The organism is Mycobacterium sp. 1245805.9 (assembly GCF_001672915.1).
GTDB lineage: Bacteria > Actinomycetota > Actinomycetes > Mycobacteriales > Mycobacteriaceae > Mycobacterium.
Genome location: NZ_LZKR01000054.1, coordinates 1 through 17,472, shown reverse-complemented (window position 1 = coordinate 17,472; position 17,472 = coordinate 1). Strand labels below are relative to the sequence as shown.

Here is a 17,472-nt window from a genome sequence, read left to right as displayed (position 1 = left end):
CTTATCCACACCCGCCTGGCCGCCCTGTTCGACGAATACCACTGGGACACCGAAGGAGAGGACGCGAATGTCCACTGAATCAACCCGGGCCGAACTCCGGGCGGCCTGGGCGGACATGATCGACGCCCTCAACCGGGCCCGCGACGCCGTCGACTCCGAAGAGCTGCACGCGCCACCGCCGACCGAGCAGGGCCTGGCGGAGGGGCACCGCTACCTGCTCGGCTTCGTGTTCAGCGCCATCGAGCGGGCGTTCTTCGAGGATCCCGACTTCCCGTACTTCCGGCGCGCCATCCAACCGCTCGACAAGGCCACCATCGACAACGCCGACGCGCTGTACCTCTCGGCCGCGATCGACGGCGCCCGGGACTACCGGGTGCGCGGCCGGCTCGCCGCCGGGGAAGGCCGAAAGCCGCCGCAGTACATCATCTTTGAGGCCCACACCGTGTACACCGGGGACACCGGCAGCCTCGCCGAACTCGTCCCGGGCGGGCGCGCCGTCACCGGATCGTTGGATCTCGCCGACCTCGCCGTCGACGACGACGGCCGCTTCGAGATCCTGCTGGCTCCCCGGCGGCCGGCCGGCCACACCGGCAACTTCATCGCGACGGCCACCGAAGACGGCGCCCAAACGGCTCGATTCCTGATCGCGCGCATGCTCTTTCACGACTGGGCACGCGAGGAATCGCCCGAGCTGCACATCGTCCAGGTGGGCAAGGAGGGCGCCCGCCCGGCGCCGATCGACCCGGCCGCCGCGGCCGATCGCCTGCGTCGCGTCGGCACGATCGTCGAAAACCAGATGCGGTTCTGGAACGAGTTTTACGACGTGGTGTTGGAGGCGCACGGGGACAAAAACGGCGACGGGTTCACCCTCATGCCGCGCAACGCCCTCAACGAGCCGGCGCTCGCCAACCTCGCCATGGGCGGCGGCCAGAGCACCAACATCTACTCCGGCGGCGTGTTCGACCTCGAGCCCGGCGAGGCCCTGCTCATCGAGGTGGTCGTCCCGGTGGCACCGGCCTACATGGGCTTCCACCTGTCCAACCTGTGGGGCGAGTCGCTCGATTACGCCAACCACATCAGCAGCCTGAACGGGTTTCAGGCCGAGCCGGACCCGGACGGGACCGTCCGCTACGTGGTCGCCGAGACCGATCCCGGCGTGCCGAACTGGCTCGACACCGCCGGGCACCGCGGCGGGTTTCTGGCCCTGCGGTGGACGTACTCCACGCCACCGGACCAATTGCCGAAGGCGACGGTCACCAAGGTGCCGCTGGCCGACGTGCGGCAACACCTTCCGGCGACCACCCGCGCCGTCACCCCCGAGGAGCGCCGAGAGCAGATCAGGGTCCGCCAGGAACACGTCCAGCGAAGGTACCGGCAGTATTGACCCGGTAGCGTCGTGCGAGTGAGTCGCGCGGCGTTGGACAAGAACCCCCGGGACGTCGCGTCGATGTTCGACGGCGTCGCCCGCCGTTACGACGTGACCAACACGGTGCTGTCGCTGGGGCAGGACCGGTACTGGCGGCGGGCCACCCGTTCGGCGCTGCGGCTCGGCCCGGGCCAGCGGGTGCTGGACCTGGCCGCGGGCACCGCGGTGTCGACCGTGGAGCTGAGGAAATCCGGGGCGTGGTGCGTGGCTGCCGATTTCTCGGTCGGGATGCTCGCGGCGGGTGCGGGTCGCCAGGTGCCGAAGGTCGCCGGTGACGCCACCAAGCTGCCGTTCGGCGACGGGGTGTTCGACGCGGTCACCATCAGCTTCGGGTTGCGCAACGTGGCCGACCAGCAGGCGGCGCTGCGCGAGATGTTCCGCGTCACCCGGCCCGGCGGCCGGTTGGTGGTGTGCGAATTCTCCACGCCCACCAACGGGCTGTTCGCCACCGTCTACAAGGAGTACCTGATGCGGGCGCTGCCGAGGGTGGCGCGGGCGGTGTCGTCCAACCCCGACGCCTACGTGTACCTCGCGGAGTCGATCAGGGCCTGGCCCGATCAGCCGACGCTGGCGCACCGCATTTCAGCGGCCGGGTGGTCGGCGGTGCGCTGGCGCAATCTGACCGGCGGCATCGTGGCGCTGCACGCCGGCTACAAGCCGGCCTAGTGCCGAGACTTACTGGCCCGCCCGCTGGATGAAGCCCACCTGGTCGGGGCAGTAGTGGTCGATCGCGGCGCCCAGGAACTGGAACGCCTGGCCCTCGGTGGTGCCCCGGGGCAGGTTGTGCTGGACGAAGTTGGCGGACTTGTACGGGTCGCCGTCCACGCCCCGGCCGATCCGTTCACAACTGATCTTCGCCAACCAGGCGAGCTGGTCCTGCGGACCGTACACACCGAACCTGTTCACCGTGCTCTTGAACACGTAGTCGTAGTCATCGGCCTGCGCGGGCGCCGCCAGTGCGACAGCGGCGCCCGCCATGGCGATGAGAGAAGCCAGCCTCGAAGCCTTCATTAGCCGGACTATACACCTGGTTTGTTCTAGGAGCCCAGGTGCGCGGAGAGCAGCCAGGCCCCCACCGACTTGCGGCCGTCGGGCTCGTCGCGCACGTCGACGAACGGGATGCCCGGAATGTCCGCGGGCAGGTTGATCTTGGCGTAGATGCGCGCCGGCCTGATCTCGTCGACGACCCAGTACTTGGACACCACGTCGCGCAGCTCGTCGGCGGTGACGGCGTTGATCGGGCCCCCGGGCACCGCGGCCCTGTCGAAGACCAGGGCGAAGTAGGAGGCGCCGGGTGCGGCGGCCCGCTGGATCGACTCCTGGTAGCCCTCGCGTGCCTCGACCGGGATCGAGTGGAACAACGTCGAGTCGACGATGGTGCCGAACCGCCCGTCAAAACCGGTGAAGTCGCTGATGTCGGCCACCTGGAAGGTGACGTTGGTCAGCCCCCGCTTCGCGGCCTCGCGCCGGGCCAGGTCGATCGCGGTGGGCGACAGGTCCAGTCCCACCGTCGTGTATCCCCGCTCGGCCAGCGCCAGCGAGATCGCGGCCTCCCCGCAGCCCACGTCCAGCACGTCGCCGTGGAACTTGCCCTGCTCGATCAGGGCGGCCAGCTCGGGTTGCGGGGCGCCGATGCTCCACGGTGGGCGCGCGCCCTCGCCGAATTGGGCGGATTCACCGCGATAGGCGCTTTCGAATTCGAAATCCACTGGTTGAGTCATGTCCTTAGATATATCAAGCGCCCTGATACATGTCAATGGGATTGATACCGCGAGCAGACACAAAAGCCCCAATTCGGCTACGAAATAGGGGCTTTTGCGTTCCCCCGCAAGCGGGAGGTACCCCCAGTTCGCGAACGGAAGTCAGCTGAACGGCGTTCGGCGATCGATTAGCCGCGACAACCGCCCGCCGCCGCGCCAGGCCCGCGCCACCCAGTCGGCGTCGTCGTCGGTGACCAGGTTGGCCATCACCCGCACGGCGATGGTCATCAGCCGCGTCGAGCGCATCGCGATCGGCCCGGTGGTGGGCAGGAACCGCTGGAAGGTCAGCAGCAACGCCAGCCGGCGGGCGACCGAAAAGCCGCGGGCGTAGTGGTCCTGCAGCAGCGCCGGCCACACCCGCGACAGGTCGGGGCAGTCCAGCAGTTCGGCGGCCAGGCGCCCGGTCTCCAGGCCGTAGTCGATGCCCTCGCCGTTCAGCGGGTTGACGCAGGCCGCGGCGTCGCCGATCAGCATCCAGTTCGGCCCGGCCACGCCGGAGACCGCGCCACCCATCGGCAGCAGCGCCGACGACACCGCCCGCGGCTCGCCGGAAAAGCCCCACTCGTCACGGCGCAGGTCGGTGTAGTACGAGATCAGGGGCCGCAGCGCCAGATCCGCCGGGCGCTTCGAGGTCGACAACGCGCCGACGCCGATGTTCACCTCGCCGTTGCCCAGCGGGAAGATCCAGCCGTAGCCGGGCAGCACGGAGCCGTCGGGGGAGCGCAGTTCCAGGTGCGACGTCAGCCACGGGTCGTCGGCCCTCGGCGTGGTCAGGTACCCGCGCGCGGCCACGCCGTACACGGTCTCCTGGTGCCAGCGCCGGCCCAGCTTGCGGCCCAGCGACGAGCGCGCCCCGTCGGCGACGATCAACCGGCCGCACCCCACCTCCGTGCCGTCGGCCAGCTTCAGCGATACCACCCGCCTCGACGAGTCATGATGCGCGGCAACGGCTTTGGTCCCGAGCAGCATGCGCGCCCCGGAATCCTCGGCGCATTTGCGGATCCGGTCGTCCAGCTCGAGGCGCGCCACCGCGCTGCCGGTCGACGGGAACGACGGGCCCGGCCAGTCGACCTCGACCTCGCCGCCGAATCCGCTCATCCGTAAGCCGCGGTGCCGGATGCGGGTGTCGAGCCAGTCGCCCAGCCCCATGCGTTCGAGCTCCGCGACGGCGCGCGGGGTCAGGCCGTCGCCGCACGCCTTGTCGCGGGGAAAGGCGGCGGAATCGATGACCAGCACGTCGGTGCCGGCGCGGGCGGCCCAGGTGGCCGCGGCCGAACCGGCAGGTCCGGCGCCGACGACGACCAGGTCGGCTCCGACATTCACGCTCACCAGTATGTTGGTCGCGTGAGTACTCCGGCGACGGTGGTGGCGGGCATCGACTTCGGGGATGCCGCCTTTGCCGCGACCGTGCGGGACGGCGTCGGGCGGATCGAGCAGCTCATGGACACCGAGCTGCGCAGCGCGGACGCCGTGATGACCGACTCGCTGACCTACCTGTTCAAGGCCGGCGGCAAGCGGTTCCGGCCGCTGTTCACCGTGTTGTCGGCGCAGCTCGGGCCCAATCCGGACGCTATCGAGGTGACGATCGCCGGCGCGGTCATCGAGCTGGTGCACCTGGCCACGCTCTACCACGACGACGTGATGGACGAGGCGGAGGTCCGTCGCGGCACGCCCACCGCCAACGTGCGCTGGGGCAACAACGTCGCCATCCTGGCCGGCGACTACCTGTTCGCGACGGCGTCGCGCCTGGTGTCCCGGCTGGGCCCGGAGGCGGTGCGGCTGATCGCCGAGACGTTCGCCCAACTGGTCACCGGCCAGATGCGGGAGGGCCGCGGGGCGGCCCAGGGCGTGGATCCGGTCGAGCACTACCTGAAGGTGGTGTACGAGAAGACGGCGTGCCTGATCTCCGCGGCGGGGCAGTTCGGCGCGATGTTTTCCGGCGCCGACGCCGACCAGGTCGAGCGGCTGAGCCGCCTCGGCGGCGTCGTCGGCACCGCGTTCCAGATCTCCGACGACATCATCGACATCGACAGCGACTCTCACGAGTCCGGCAAGCTGCCGGGGACCGATGTCCGCGAAGGGGTGCACACCCTGCCGATGGTCTACGCGCTGCGCGAGCCGGGACCCGAGGCGGCGCCGCTGCGCGAGCTGCTGTCCGGCCCGGTCGAGGACGACGAGGCGGTGGCCGAGGCGCTGGCGCTGTTGCGGGCGTCACCCGGAATGGCCAAGGCCAAGGATTTTTTGGTGCAGTACGCGGCGCAGGCGCGCCAGGAGCTGGACCTTTTGCCGGATCTCCCCGGGCGGCGTGCTCTGCAGACGCTGGTCGATTACACGGTGAGCCGCCACGGTTAGCGCGTCACGGAACCTTGGCCGCCGTTTCAGGCGTTCAATTAGCGATAGTTGACGCTCCAAGGAGGACACCGATGACCTGGCATCCGCATGCCAACAGGTTGAAGACATTCGCCCTGTTGGTCGGAATGTCCGTGTTGATCGTGTTCGTCGGCTCACTGTTCGGCAGGACGGCGATGTTGATCGCGGTGCTGTTCGCGATCGGCATGAACATCTACACGTACTACAACAGCGACAAGCTGGCGCTGCGGGCCATGCACGCGCAGCCGGTTTCCGAGTTGCAGGCCCCGGTGATGTATCGGATCGTGCGCGAGCTGGCCACCTCCGCGCACCAGCCGATGCCGAGGCTGTACATCAGCGACACCAACGCGCCCAACGCGTTCGCGACGGGCCGCAACCCGCGTAACGCGGCGGTGTGCTGCACCACCGGAATCCTGGGGCTCCTCAACGAGCGCGAGCTGCGCGCTGTGTTGGGGCACGAGCTGTCGCACGTCTACAACCGCGACATCCTGATCTCCTGCATCGCCGGGGCGATGGCGTCGGTGATCACCGCGCTGGCCAACATGGCGTTGTGGGCCGGCATGTTCGGCGGCAACCGCGACGGCGAGAATCCCTTTGCGCTGCTGCTGGTTTCGTTGCTTGGCCCGATCGCCGCGACCGTGGTCCGGCTGGCCGTGTCCCGGTCGCGCGAGTACCAGGCCGACGAGTCGGGCGCCGTGCTCACGGGTGATCCGCTGGCGCTGGCGTCGGCCCTGCGCAAGATCTCGGGCGGGGTTCAGCTGGCGCCGCTGCCGCCGGAGCCGCAGCTGGCCAGCCAGGCGCACCTGATGATCGCCAACCCGTTCCGCGCGGGCGAGCGGATCGGATCAATGTTCTCGACGCACCCGCCGATCGAGGACCGCATCCGCCGGTTGGAGGCGATGGCGCGGGGGTAGCGCCTGCCGAAACTATAGGGATTTCCCTGATTCGCTTGGCGCCGCTCATCCCTAACCTCTGAGCTCACGGGGCTCGACTGGTCCCCAAGTGTCGGAGGGTAATGATGTCTTTGCTAGTGGCGATTCCGGAGATGTTGACCTCGGCGGCCGGGGATTTGGAAAACCTTGGCGCCACGCTGGACGCCGCGCATGCGGCCGCCGCCGCGCCGACTACGGGCATCCTCGCCGCCGGAGCTGACGAGGTCTCGGCGGCCGTGTCGTCGCTGTTCGGCGAATACGGGCGGGCCTATCAGGCGCTGGGCGCCCAGGCGGCGTCGTTTCATCAGCACTTCACTGCGCTGCTGAATGCCGGCGGCGCGCAATACGCCCTTGCCGAGGCGGCCAACACCAGCCCGCTGCAGATCCTCGAGCAAGACATCCTCGCCGTGATCAACGCCCCCAGCCAGCTGCTCACCGGGCGCCCGCTGATCGGCAACGGCGCCAACGGCGCACCGGGCTCGGGGGCGAACGGTGGCAATGGCGGGTGGCTGATCGGTAACGGCGGGGCGGGCGGAGCCGGCTCGGGCGGCCACAACGGCGGCAACGGGGGCGCGGGCGGTTTGTTCGGTGGCGCCGGCGGCGCCGGAGGGACCGGCGGGGCCTCAAGCGCAATCAACCCCGCCGGCAACGGTGGCAACGGCGGGGCGGGCGGATTGCTCGGTGGCGTTGGCGGCGCCGGGGGAACCGGCGGTCTCGGCGCGCCGCTCAGCGGCGGCAACGGCGGAGCCGGGGGCGCCGGCGGGCTGTTCGCCGCCGGCGGTGCCGGCGGGGCCGGCGGTGCCACGAATGGGAATACGTCCCAAGCAGGTAGCGGTGGCCAGGGCGGGGCCGGCGGACTGTTTGCCCACGGCGGAGCGGGAGGCGCCGGCGGCTTCGGACGTGGCCTCGGCGGGGCCGGCGGCACCGGAGGGGCAGGAGGACTGTTTGGCGCCGGCGGGGCCGGGGGTACCGGCGGCTCGATCGCCGGTGATGCAGGCGGAGGCGGAACGGCCGGAGCGGGAGGAACCGGCGGCAGCGGCGGGCTCTTCGCGCGCGGCGGCGACGGCGGTGCCGGCGGTGCGGGTGTGCTGACCTCCGCCGGCGAAACCGAAGGCGGTCACGGGGGCACCGGCGGCAGAGGCGGCCTGTTGAGCGGAGGCGGCACTGGCGGAACCGGCGGGATGGGCGGCGACGGTGGCAGCGCCTCGACGACGAATGGAACTCTCCAGGCTTTCGCCATCGGCGGGGACGGTGGCAGCGGCGGCGCCGGGGCGACCGGCGGCGGCGCAGGTGGCGCCGGCGGAGCCGGCGGCGGGGGCGCCACCGCACAACTGAGTGCGGCCGCGGGCGGGGGCGGCGGCGGAGGCGGCGGCGCCGCGGTTGCGGGCGGTCAGGGCGGCGCTGGCGGCGCTGGGAGCCTCGCGTCCAACGCCACGATCTTCGCCGCCGGAGGCGTCCCGGGGACCGGTGCGCCCGTCGGCACCGGCAACGGCGGTGGAAGCGGCGCCGTCGTCAACGCGAACTCCTACCACGGCAACGCCGGGACCGGCGCGACGGGCGGCACCGGCGCCAATGGCGGCGCTTTCCCGACGAACGGAGGCGACGGAGGCGGCGTCGGCGCCGGCGGCTCCGGCGGGCTCGGCCTGGGTGCTTCCGTCAGTAATGGCGGCAACGGGCAGCCCTGACAAGCGCCGCTAGCTTGCGGCCGTCCACTCCAGCAGCTTGTCGGCCGGCCAGGTGTTGACGATCCGGTCGGCGGGCACGCCGGTATCCAGCGCCCGCTGGGCGCCGTAGCCGAGGAAGTCGAGCTGACCGGGCGCGTGCGCGTCGGTGTCGATGCTGAACAGGCAGCCGATCTCCAGCGCCTGCTTGAGCAGCCGGGTCGGCGGGTCGCGGCGCTCGGGGCGGGAGTTGATCTCGACCGCGGTCCCGTGGTCGCGGCAGGCGGTGAACACCGCCTCGGCGTCGAACTTCGACTCGGGACGGATGCCGCGGTTGCCGGAGACCAGCCGCCCGGTGCAGTGGCCCAGCACGTCGGTGTGCGGGTTGGAGACGGCGCGCAGCATGCGGCGAGTCATCGCCGGCGCGTCCATCGACAACTTCGAATGGACGCTCGCCACGACGACGTCGAGGCGCTCGAGCAGCTCGGGTTCCTGGTCCAGGCTGCCGTCCTCGAGGATGTCGACCTCGATGCCGGTCAGAATGCGCATCGGGGCGAACTGGTCGCGCAACCCGTCGATGACGTCGAGCTGCTTGCGCAGCCGCTCCGGCGACAACCCGTTGGCGATGGTCAGCCGCGGCGAGTGGTCGGTCAGCGCGCAGTATTCGTGGCCCAGCGCCGACGCGGTGGCCATCATCTCCTCGATCGGGGCCGACCCGTCCGACCAGTTCGAATGCAGGTGCAGGTCGCCGCGCAGCGCGGCGCGCAGGTCGCCGCCGCCGAGATCCTGAACCGCCGAGCGCAATTCGACGAGGAGATCCGGTTCGCGGCCGGACCAGGCCTGGTCGATCACCTTCGCGGTCTTGGGCCCGATGCCCGGCAGCGTCTGCCAGCTGTTGGCCTGGCCGTGCCGCTCCCGTGCGGCGTCGTCGAGACCCTCGATGATGTCGGCGGCGTTGCGGTAGGCCATCACGCGCCGCGGGTCGTGGCGGCTCCGGTCCTTGTAATAGGCGATCTGCCGCAGGGCAACTACCGGGTCCATGTCTCCAGTGTGCCCCGCCCGATCACAGCAATTGGCCGGCGACGAACCCGGCCAGCAGCACCACGAAGCCGCCGATCTCGCCGGCGATGAGCAGCACCATCGTCACTTCCAGGCCGCGGCCGGGGTTTTCGAACTGGTTGACGGTGCCGCGCCGCGCGCCGTGAGCGATGTAGCCGAGGATGGCGGCGACGAAAAAGAAGACGACGACGCCCGCCGCGGTCAGGTTGACCCACGCCGGCCACGCGCTGAGTTCGACGAAGACCGCCAGCAGCAGCGTCGCGAACGAATAGAGCAGCGCCGCCCGATGCGCGATGTCGACGTAGGGATGGGCGCGATGGTCGTCGGCCGTCATGATCTGGCGGTACTTCCAGACTCCCAGGGCGAGCGCCAGCAGGAAGATCAGCCCGGCCGCCAGCAGGGTGAGCTTGGTGTCGATCCCGAGCGCGCCGGTCATCGTCCCGCTGAGTTTAGTTGCGCTTCATAAAGATCGACTAACGTCGGTTCCATGCGATTCGCGTTCAAAACCTCACCCCAAAACACCACCTGGGCCGACATGCTCGCCGTCTGGCAGGCCGCCGACGATATCGAGGTCTACGAGTCCGGCTGGACCTTCGACCACTTCTATCCGATCTTCTCCGACAGCAATGGACCCTGCCTCGAGGGGTGGACGACGCTGACCGCGCTGGCGCAGGCGACCAAGCGGCTGCGGCTGGGCACCCTCGTCACCGGCATCCACTACCGCCACCCCGCGGTGCTGGCGAACATGGCCGCCGCGCTGGACATCATCTCCAACGGGCGCCTCGAGCTCGGGATCGGTGCCGGCTGGAACGAGGAGGAGTCGGGCGCCTACGGCATCGAGTTGGGCTCCATTCGGGAACGCTTCGACCGGTTCGAGGAAGCCTGCCAGGTGCTGATCAGCCTGCTGAGCGAGGAGACCACCGACTTCGCCGGCAAGTACTACCAACTCAAGGGCGCCCGCAACGAACCCAAGGGCGTGCAGCGCCCACACCCGCCGATCTGCATCGGCGGCAGCGGCGAAAAGCGCACCCTGCCGATCACCGCCCGCTACGCCCAGCACTGGAACTTCGCCGGCGGTCCACCGGAATTGTTCGCGCAGAAGCGCGACGTGCTGGCCGCGCGGTGCGCCGACATCGGGCGCGACCCGAAGGAGATCACCCTGTCGGCGCACCTGCGCCTGGAGCCGGATCTCAACTACGGCAAGGTCATCGAGGACGCGGCCGCGCTGGGCGCCGAGGGGCTCGACCTCGGCATCGTCTACCTTCCGCCGCCGCACGACCCGGCCGTGCTGGAGCCATTGGCGGAGGCGATTCGGGATTCCGGACTGCTGGATAAGTGAAGGGGTGAGTGAGGTCGCTTTGCCGGCCTCACGCCGAGCAAACTAAGTTATGCGCCGCCGGCGCGTGAAACTGGTGCTTACACCCCGAACAGCATCAGTTCTTCGGCGGTGATCAGACGCTCATGCTTTGCGGGGAACTCGCGGCTCTTCACCGGGTGACGCAACCATGACCAGGCTATTCGCCCCATCCGCGACCGGGGCATTGGGTTGACATGCACAGTGACCACTCCTGCGATCGGTCCGTTCCTGCGGGACACCCCCCGTGACTGCTACCCGATGAGGCCCACAGAGAACCATTAGACATCAATCGTCTGGCAAACGTGAGCAGAAACGCCGAATTGAATTCTTCTGTTTCTGGTGTGACAGATGTGACTACTGCAGCGGCGCCGCGGTCGGCTTGATCGGCGCCGGAAGCGCCGTCGAACCCATCAGGAACCGGTCCACCCCCGCCGCGGCAGCCCTGCCCTCAGCTATCGCCCAGACGATCAAGGACTGGCCGCGGCCCATGTCGCCGGCAACGAAGACCCCGGGAACCGAGGTGTCGAAGTCGGCGCCCCGCGCGACGTTGCCGCGCTCGGTGAGCTTCACGCCGAGATCGGTGAGGAGGCCCTCCTTCTCGGGGCCGACGAATCCCATCGCCAGCAACACCAGATCGGCCTCGAGCTCGAAGTCAGAGCCGTCCACCTTGACGAACTTGCCGTCCTGCATCGTCACCTCGTGAGCCTTGAGGCCGGTCACCTGCCCGTCCTTGCCCACGAACTCCTCGGTGTTGACCGAGAACACGCGCTCGCCGCCCTCTTCGTGCGCCGACGACACCCGGTACATCAGCGGGTAGGTCGGCCACGGGGTCGACTCGGCGCGCGCGTCCGGCGGGCGCGGCATGATCTCGAACTGGTGCACCGCGACCGCGCCCTGGCGGTGGACCGTGCCCAAGCAGTCGGCGCCGGTGTCGCCGCCGCCGATGATGATGACCTTCTTGCCCTTGGCGGTGATCGGCGGTTCCCCGTCGGGACCCAGGACGTCGTCACCCTCCTGCACACGGTTGCCCCACGGCAGGAATTCCATCGCCTGATGGATGCCGTCCAGCTCCCGGCCCGGGATGGGCAGGTCGCGCCAGGCGGTGGCCCCGCCGGCCAGCACCACCGCGTCGAAGTCGCCGCGCAGCTGTTCGACGGTCATGTCGACGCCGACGTTGACGCCGGCCCGAAACTCGGTGCCCTCGGCCCGCATCTGGTCCAGCCGCCGGTCCAGGACGCGCTTTTCCATCTTGAATTCCGGGATGCCGTAGCGCAGCAGCCCGCCGATGCGGTCGTCGCGCTCGAAGACCGTCACGCTGTGGCCGGCGCGGGTCAGTTGCTGGGCGGCGGCCAGGCCCGCGGGGCCGGAACCCACCACCGCGACGGTCTTTCCGGTCAGCTTGTCCGGGGGCAGCGGCACCACAAAGCCTTCGTCGAAGGCGTGGTCGATGATCTCCAGCTCGATCTGCTTGATCGTCACCGGATCCTGGTTGATGCCCAGGACGCACGCCGGCTCGCACGGGGCCGGGCACAGCCGCCCGGTGAAGTCCGGGAAGTTGTTGGTGGCGTGCAGCCGTTCGATCGCGTCGCGCCAACGGCCCCGGCGCACCAGGTCGTTCCATTCCGGGATCAGGTTGCCCAGCGGACATCCGTTGTGGCAGAACGGAATACCGCAGTCCATGCAACGGGTTGCCTGGTGGCGCAGGGTCTCGTCGTCGAAGTCCTCGTAGACCTCGTTCCAGTCGCGCAGTCGCAGCGGGACAGGCCGGCGCTTCGGCAATTCCCGTTGTGTGTATTTCAGGAAGCCGGTGGGATCAGCCATGCGCGGCCGCCATGATCGCCTTGTCGACGTCGATGCCGTCGCGCTCCGCCTCGGCGATCGCCTGCAGCACGCGCTTGTAGTCGCGCGGCATCACCTTGGCGAAGTGCCGGTGCTGGCCCGGCCAGTCGGCGAGGATGCGCTGGCCGACAGCGGAATCCGTGGCATCGACGTGCGCCTGGATGGTGCCCCGCAGGTACTCCAGGTCGTCCTCGTCGAGCGCCTCGAGCTCCACCATCTCGGCGTTGAGGTTGTTCGGCAATTCGCCCTCCGGGTCGTAGACATAGGCCACGCCGCCGGACATGCCCGCCGCGAAGTTGCGGCCGGTGCGGCCAAGAATGACGACCTTGCCTCCGGTCATGTATTCGCAACCGTGGTCGCCGACGCCCTCGACCACCGCGTGGGCGCCGGAGTTGCGTACCGCGAAACGTTCGCCGACGACGCCGCGCAGGTAGACCTCCCCGCTGGTGGCGCCGAACAGGATCACGTTGCCGCCGATGATGTTGTCCTCGGCGACGTAGTCGGCGGGCGCGTTGTCCGACGGCCGCACCACGATCCGCCCGCCGGACAGGCCCTTGCCGACGTAGTCGTTGGCATCACCGTAGACGCGCAGCGTAATCCCCCTCGGCACGAAGGCACCGAAGCTGTTGCCGGCCGACCCGTCGAAGGTGATGTCGATGGTTCCGTCCGGTAAGCCCTCGGCGCCATAGGCTTTCGTCAGCTCGTGGCCGAGCATGGTGCCGACCGTGCGGTTGACGTTGCTGATCGTGGTGGAGAACCGGACCGGCTTGCCGGAGTCCAGCGCCTCGCGGCTCATCACGATCAGCTGCTGGTCGAGCGCCTTGTCCAGGCCGTGGTCCTGCCGCGAGCTGCAGTACAGGTCCTGGTTCATGAACGCCGACTCGGGCTCGTGCAGCACCGGCGCCAGGTCCAGCTTGTGGGCCTTCCAGTGCGCCCGCGCCAGCGTGGTGTCCAGCGACCCCACCTGCCCGACGGCCTCGTTGAAGGTGCGGAAGCCCAACTGCGCCATGTACTCGCGCACCTCTTCGGCGATGAACATGAAGAAGTTCTCGACGAATTCCGGCTTGCCGGTGAACCGCTCGCGCAGCACCGGGTTCTGGGTGGCGACGCCGACCGGGCACGTGTCGAGGTGACACACCCGCATCATGATGCAGCCGGCCACCACCAGCGGGGCGGTGGCGAAGCCGAATTCCTCGGCGCCGAGCAGCGCCCCGATCATCACGTCGCGCCCGGTCTTGAGCTGCCCGTCCACCTGGACCACGATCCGGTCACGTAACCCGTTGAGCAGCAAGGTCTGCTGCGTCTCGGCCAGTCCCAGCTCCCACGGGGCGCCCGCGTGCTTCTGCGACGTCAGCGGCGTCGCACCGGTGCCGCCGTCGTGCCCGGAGATCAGCACCACATCGGCGTGCGCCTTGGAAACTCCGGCGGCGACGGTGCCGACCCCGTTTTCGGAGACCAGCTTGACGTGCACGCGCGCGGCCGGGTTGGCGTTCTTCAGGTCGTGGATGAGCTGCGCCAGGTCCTCGATCGAGTAGATGTCGTGGTGCGGCGGCGGTGAGATCAGTCCGACGCCGGGCGTGGAGTGCCGCACCTCGGCCACCCACGGGTACACCTTGTGGCCCGGAAGCTGGCCGCCCTCACCGGGTTTCGCGCCCTGGGCCATCTTGATCTGGATGTCGGTGCAGTTGGTCAGGTAGTGCGACGTCACGCCGAAGCGGGCGGAGGCGACCTGCTTAATCGCGCTGCGGCGCCAGTCGCCGTTGGGGTCGCGGTCGAATCGCTTGACGTCCTCGCCGCCCTCGCCGCTGTTGGACCGGCCGCCAAGGCGGTTCATCGCGATGGCCAACGTCTCGTGCGCCTCGGCGGAGATCGAGCCGTAGCTCATCGCGCCGGTGGAGAAACGCTTGACGATCTCGCTGGCGGGTTCGACCTCTTCCAGCGGAACGGGGGGCCGCACGTCGCCGCGGAACTTCAGCAGCCCCCGCAGCGACGCCAGCCGCTCGCTCTGGTCGTCGACGAGGCGGGTGTATTCCTTGAAGATCTTGTACTGCCCGGTGCGGGTGGCGTGCTGCAGCTTGAACACGGTCTCCGGGTTGAAGAGGTGGTACTCACCCTCCCGGCGCCACTGGTACTCGCCGCCGACCTCGAGCTCGCGGTGGGCGCGCTCGTCGGGCCGGTCAAAGAAGGCCAGCTTGTGGCGGGCGGCGACGTCGGCGGCGATGTCCTCCAGGGTGATCCCGCCGGTCGGGCAGGAAAGCCCGGTGAAGTACTCGTCGAGCACGTCCTCGGAAATGCCGACGGCCTGGAACAGCTGCGCGCCGGTGTAGGAGGCCAGCGTCGAAATGCCCATCTTGGACATGACTTTCAGCACGCCCTTGCCGGCGGCCTTGACGTAGTTGTTCAGTGCCTTGTCGCGGTCGATCCCGTCGATGACGCCGCGGTCGAGCATGTCCTCGATCGACTCGAACACCAGGTACGGGTTGATGGCGGCCGCGCCGAAGCCGACCAGCGCCGCCATGTGGTGAACCTCGCGGGCGTCGCCGGTCTCGACCACCAGGCCGACGTGGGTCCGTGTCCGGTCGCGCACCAAGTGGTGGTGCACCGCCGCCACCGCGAGCAGCGACGGGATCGGCGCCAGCTGCTCGTCGGAGCCGCGGTCGGACAGGATGATGACCCGGGCGCCGTCGGCGATCGCCGCCGACGCCTGCGCACGCACCTCCTCGAGCGCGGCGGTCAGCCCGACGCCGCCTTCGGCGACGGGGTACAGGCAGGGAATCACCTTGGACCGCATGCCATGTGGGCGGCCGTTGACCTCGTCGTCCGGGTTGAGGTTGACCAGCTTGGCCAGCTCGTGGTTACGCAGGATCGGCTGCTGCAGCACGATCTGGTGACAGGAGAACTCGTCGGGGTTGAGCAGGTCGCGCTCGCCGCCGGTGGTGCCCTGCAGGCTGGTCACCACCTCCTCGCGGATGGCGTCCAGCGGCGGGTTGGTCACCTGGGCGAACAGCTGCTGGAAGTAGTCGTAGAGCATGCGCGGGCGCTGGGACAGCACGGCGACCGGGGTGTCGGTGCCCATCGAGCCGATCGGCTCGGCGCCGGAGCGCACCATCGGCGTCACCAACAGGTTGAGTTCCTCGTACGTGTAGCCAAAGGTCAACTGGCGCTTGACGAGTCGCTCGTGAGGCATCCGGACATACTCGCCCTGCGGCAGGTCGTCGAGCGGAACCAAGCCGTTGTCCAGCCACTCCTGGTAGGGAAGCTCGGCCGCCAGTTCCGCCTTGATCTCCTCGTCGGCGACGATGCGGCCTTGCGCGGTGTCCACCAAAAACATCCGGCCGGGCTGCAGCCGCATCCGGCGGACCACCCTGGCCGGGTCCAGGTCGAGCACGCCGGCCTCGGAAGCCATCACCACCAGGCCGTCGTCGGTGACCCAGATCCGTGAGGGGCGCAAGCCATTTCGGTCCAGCACGGCGCCGATGATGGTGCCGTCGGTGAACGTTATCGACGCGGGGCCGTCCCACGGCTCCATCAGCGAAGCGTGGTACTGATAGAAAGCCCGCCGCGCGGGGTCCATCGACTCGTTGCGCTCCCACGCCTCGGGAATCATCATCAGCACCGCGTGCGCCAGGCTGCGGCCGCCCAGGTGCAGCAGCTCGAGCGCCTCGTCGAAGCGCGCCGTGTCGGACGCGCCCGGGGTGCAGATCGGGAACAGCTTCTCCACGTCGTCGCCGAAGAGGTCGGTCTCGATCAACGCCTCGCGGGCCCGCATCCAGTTCTCGTTGCCGGTGACGGTGTTGATCTCGCCGTTGTGGGCGACGCGCCGGAACGGATGCGCCAGCGGCCACGACGGGAAGGTGTTGGTGGAGAAGCGGGAGTGCACGATACCCAGGGCGCTGGTCAACCGATCGTCTTGCAGGTCAAGGTAAAACGCCTTCAGCTGCGGCGTGGTCAACATGCCCTTGTAGACGAAAGTGCGGCCGGAAAGGCTTGGGAAATAGACGGTTTCGCGCCCCGGGCCATCCTGACCGGGGCCCTTGGTGCCGAGTTCGTGCTCGGCGCGCTTGCGGACTACGTAGCAGCGGCGCTCCAGCGTCATGTCCGACGCCCCCGCCAGGAAGATCTGCCGGAAGGTCGGCATCGCGTCGCGGGACAGCGCGCCCAGCGACGAGTCGTCGGTAGGGACGTTTCGCCAACCCAGCACCTGCAGGCCCTCGGATTCGGCGATCTTCTCGACCGCGGCGCACGCGGCGGCGGCGTCCTTGGACGACTGCGGCAGGAACGCGATGCCGGTGGCGTAGCTGCCCGCGGGGGGCAACTCGAAATCCACGACTTCGCGCAGGAACGCATCCGGGACCTGAATCAGGATGCCGGCGCCATCACCGCTGCGCGGTTCGGCGCCCTGGGCGCCCCGGTGTTCGAGGTTGAGCAGCGCGGTAATCGCCTTGTCGACGATGTCGCGGCTGCGGCGGCCGTGCATATCGACGACCATGGCTACCCCGCACGAATCGTGCTCGAACGCGGGGTTGTATAACCCGACGCGCTTGGGCGTCATATGCACCTGACCCTTCACCAAACGTTCTTCGCTGCCGTTACGAGCGGCTCCGGTGGGGCCGCAACCCGGAAGGGTTGCGGGTCTCGGACCCGTTAGCCCCTTCGGTCTTGCCGATAGGCTGTGCCCCAGGCGGGATGATCCGTTGTTGGAGATTCGTCCGTGCAGCGTTGAACGGTGGCCTGAAGCTGGTTTCGACAAGTCGTAAAACGATATGACAATACCCGCCTGACATGCCAACTTCGTTAAGTCTAACCGGCAACCGGCGGCGGCGTAAATTCGCTGCGGCGGGCGGTCGACGACGGCGCCGACATGGGAGTTTCGGGCTGCAATTGTCCCGACCCCGGCTTCGATCCTAGCGGACCGGCGGGGGTGATCACCAATTCGGCTAAGTTTGCTGTGACCGCGCCCACGTGCAGCAAGGTCCCCGCCGGCCCCACCCACGAGCGTGCTCAGCGGACGGCAGGCGGAGTCGCGGCCGGTCGAGGGCCGATCGGGTCGAAGTTTGCGCGCACCGGG

13 protein-coding genes are annotated in these 17,472 nt (G+C 69.1%); 6 read left to right on the top strand and 7 right to left on the bottom strand.

All coding sequences use genetic code 11. The annotated features are described in order from the left end of the window. Positions 1 to 67 precede the first annotated feature (67 nt). The gene (locus tag A9X00_RS08545; protein WP_067151900.1) at positions 68 to 1,384 is read left to right on the top strand and encodes a DUF1214 domain-containing protein; all 1,317 of its coding nucleotides are present in this window, start codon (positions 68 to 70) and stop codon (positions 1,382 to 1,384) included. A gap of 18 nt (positions 1,385 to 1,402) precedes the next feature. Further along, positions 1,403 to 2,092, top strand: a complete 690-nt coding sequence (locus A9X00_RS08540; RefSeq protein ID WP_067151897.1) for a demethylmenaquinone methyltransferase — start codon at positions 1,403 to 1,405, stop codon at positions 2,090 to 2,092. Between the two features lie 9 nt (positions 2,093 to 2,101). Here the strand turns inward: A9X00_RS08540 and A9X00_RS08535 are convergent, their stop codons facing one another. The 3 genes from A9X00_RS08535 to menJ form a co-directional block, all read right to left on the bottom strand. Further along, the gene (locus A9X00_RS08535; protein WP_067151894.1) at positions 2,102 to 2,437 is read right to left on the bottom strand and encodes a DUF732 domain-containing protein; all 336 of its coding nucleotides are present in this window, start codon (positions 2,435 to 2,437) and stop codon (positions 2,102 to 2,104) included. Between the two features lie 26 nt (positions 2,438 to 2,463). Then, on the bottom strand, positions 2,464 to 3,147 hold the full coding sequence (locus tag A9X00_RS08530) for a class I SAM-dependent methyltransferase (RefSeq protein WP_067151891.1): 684 nt from the start codon (positions 3,145 to 3,147) through the stop codon (positions 2,464 to 2,466). 141 nt (positions 3,148 to 3,288) lie between these two features. Then, positions 3,289 to 4,515: a menaquinone reductase gene (gene menJ / locus A9X00_RS08525; RefSeq protein ID WP_156771997.1), complete on the bottom strand. Its 1,227-nt coding sequence runs from the start codon at positions 4,513 to 4,515 to the stop codon at positions 3,289 to 3,291. Between the two features lie 15 nt (positions 4,516 to 4,530). Between menJ and grcC1 the strand changes: the two genes are divergently transcribed. From grcC1 to A9X00_RS08510, 3 genes are all read left to right on the top strand, one after another. Continuing rightward, positions 4,531 to 5,538, top strand: a complete 1,008-nt coding sequence (gene grcC1, locus A9X00_RS08520; protein ID WP_067151887.1) for a nonaprenyl/(2E,6E)-farnesyl/geranylgeranyl diphosphat synthase — start codon at positions 4,531 to 4,533, stop codon at positions 5,536 to 5,538. Between the two features lie 71 nt (positions 5,539 to 5,609). Continuing rightward, positions 5,610 to 6,470, top strand: a complete 861-nt coding sequence (gene htpX, locus A9X00_RS08515) for a zinc metalloprotease HtpX (protein ID WP_067151884.1) — start codon at positions 5,610 to 5,612, stop codon at positions 6,468 to 6,470. 104 nt (positions 6,471 to 6,574) lie between these two features. Beyond that, complete coding sequence (locus tag A9X00_RS08510) at positions 6,575 to 8,173, top strand: PE family protein (protein ID WP_082974921.1); 1,599 nt, start codon at positions 6,575 to 6,577, stop codon at positions 8,171 to 8,173. A 9-nt stretch (positions 8,174 to 8,182) separates the two neighbouring features. On the opposite strand, the gene A9X00_RS08505 is transcribed toward A9X00_RS08510, so the two are convergent. Both A9X00_RS08505 and A9X00_RS08500 read right to left on the bottom strand, forming a co-directional pair. Beyond that, positions 8,183 to 9,190 carry a PHP domain-containing protein gene (locus A9X00_RS08505; RefSeq protein ID WP_067151877.1) on the bottom strand — a complete coding sequence of 336 codons (1,008 nt, stop codon included), beginning with the start codon at positions 9,188 to 9,190 and terminating at the stop codon, positions 8,183 to 8,185. Positions 9,191 to 9,212: 22 nt separating this feature from the next. Continuing rightward, positions 9,213 to 9,644: a hypothetical protein gene (locus tag A9X00_RS08500; protein WP_067151873.1), complete on the bottom strand. Its 432-nt coding sequence runs from the start codon at positions 9,642 to 9,644 to the stop codon at positions 9,213 to 9,215. Between the two features lie 51 nt (positions 9,645 to 9,695). On the opposite strand from A9X00_RS08500, the gene A9X00_RS08495 reads away from it, so the two are divergent. Further along, on the top strand, positions 9,696 to 10,547 hold the full coding sequence (locus A9X00_RS08495) for an LLM class F420-dependent oxidoreductase (protein WP_067151870.1): 852 nt from the start codon (positions 9,696 to 9,698) through the stop codon (positions 10,545 to 10,547). Between the two features lie 372 nt (positions 10,548 to 10,919). On the opposite strand, the gene A9X00_RS08490 is transcribed toward A9X00_RS08495, so the two are convergent. Together A9X00_RS08490 and gltB are read right to left on the bottom strand one after the other, a co-directional pair. Continuing rightward, positions 10,920 to 12,386: a glutamate synthase subunit beta gene (locus A9X00_RS08490; RefSeq protein ID WP_067151866.1), complete on the bottom strand. Its 1,467-nt coding sequence runs from the start codon at positions 12,384 to 12,386 to the stop codon at positions 10,920 to 10,922. Next, a complete protein-coding gene (gltB, locus tag A9X00_RS08485) occupies positions 12,379 to 16,956 on the bottom strand; it encodes a glutamate synthase large subunit (protein ID WP_067151863.1) in 4,578 nt (1,525 codons plus the stop codon). Before gltB ends, A9X00_RS08490 begins: the two co-directional genes overlap by 8 nt. Between the last annotated feature and the right edge of the window lie 516 nt (positions 16,957 to 17,472).

Excerpts from the sequence above, each read along its gene's own strand:
- A9X00_RS08545 (WP_067151900.1), top strand. The coding sequence starts at position 68 with ATGTCCACTGAATCAACCCGGGCCGAACTCCGGGCGGCCTGGGCGGAC.
- A9X00_RS08535 (WP_067151894.1), bottom strand. The coding sequence starts at position 2,437 with ATGAAGGCTTCGAGGCTGGCTTCTCTCATCGCCATGGCGGGCGCCGCT.
- A9X00_RS08530 (WP_067151891.1), bottom strand. The coding sequence starts at position 3,147 with ATGACTCAACCAGTGGATTTCGAATTCGAAAGCGCCTATCGCGGTGAA.
- htpX (WP_067151884.1), top strand. The coding sequence starts at position 5,610 with ATGACCTGGCATCCGCATGCCAACAGGTTGAAGACATTCGCCCTGTTG.
- A9X00_RS08510 (WP_082974921.1), top strand. The coding sequence starts at position 6,575 with ATGTCTTTGCTAGTGGCGATTCCGGAGATGTTGACCTCGGCGGCCGGG.
- A9X00_RS08505 (WP_067151877.1), bottom strand. The coding sequence starts at position 9,190 with ATGGACCCGGTAGTTGCCCTGCGGCAGATCGCCTATTACAAGGACCGG.
- A9X00_RS08500 (WP_067151873.1), bottom strand. The coding sequence starts at position 9,644 with ATGACCGGCGCGCTCGGGATCGACACCAAGCTCACCCTGCTGGCGGCC.
- A9X00_RS08495 (WP_067151870.1), top strand. The coding sequence starts at position 9,696 with ATGCGATTCGCGTTCAAAACCTCACCCCAAAACACCACCTGGGCCGAC.
- A9X00_RS08490 (WP_067151866.1), bottom strand. The coding sequence starts at position 12,386 with ATGGCTGATCCCACCGGCTTCCTGAAATACACACAACGGGAATTGCCG.
- gltB (WP_067151863.1), bottom strand. The coding sequence starts at position 16,956 with ATGACGCCCAAGCGCGTCGGGTTATACAACCCCGCGTTCGAGCACGAT.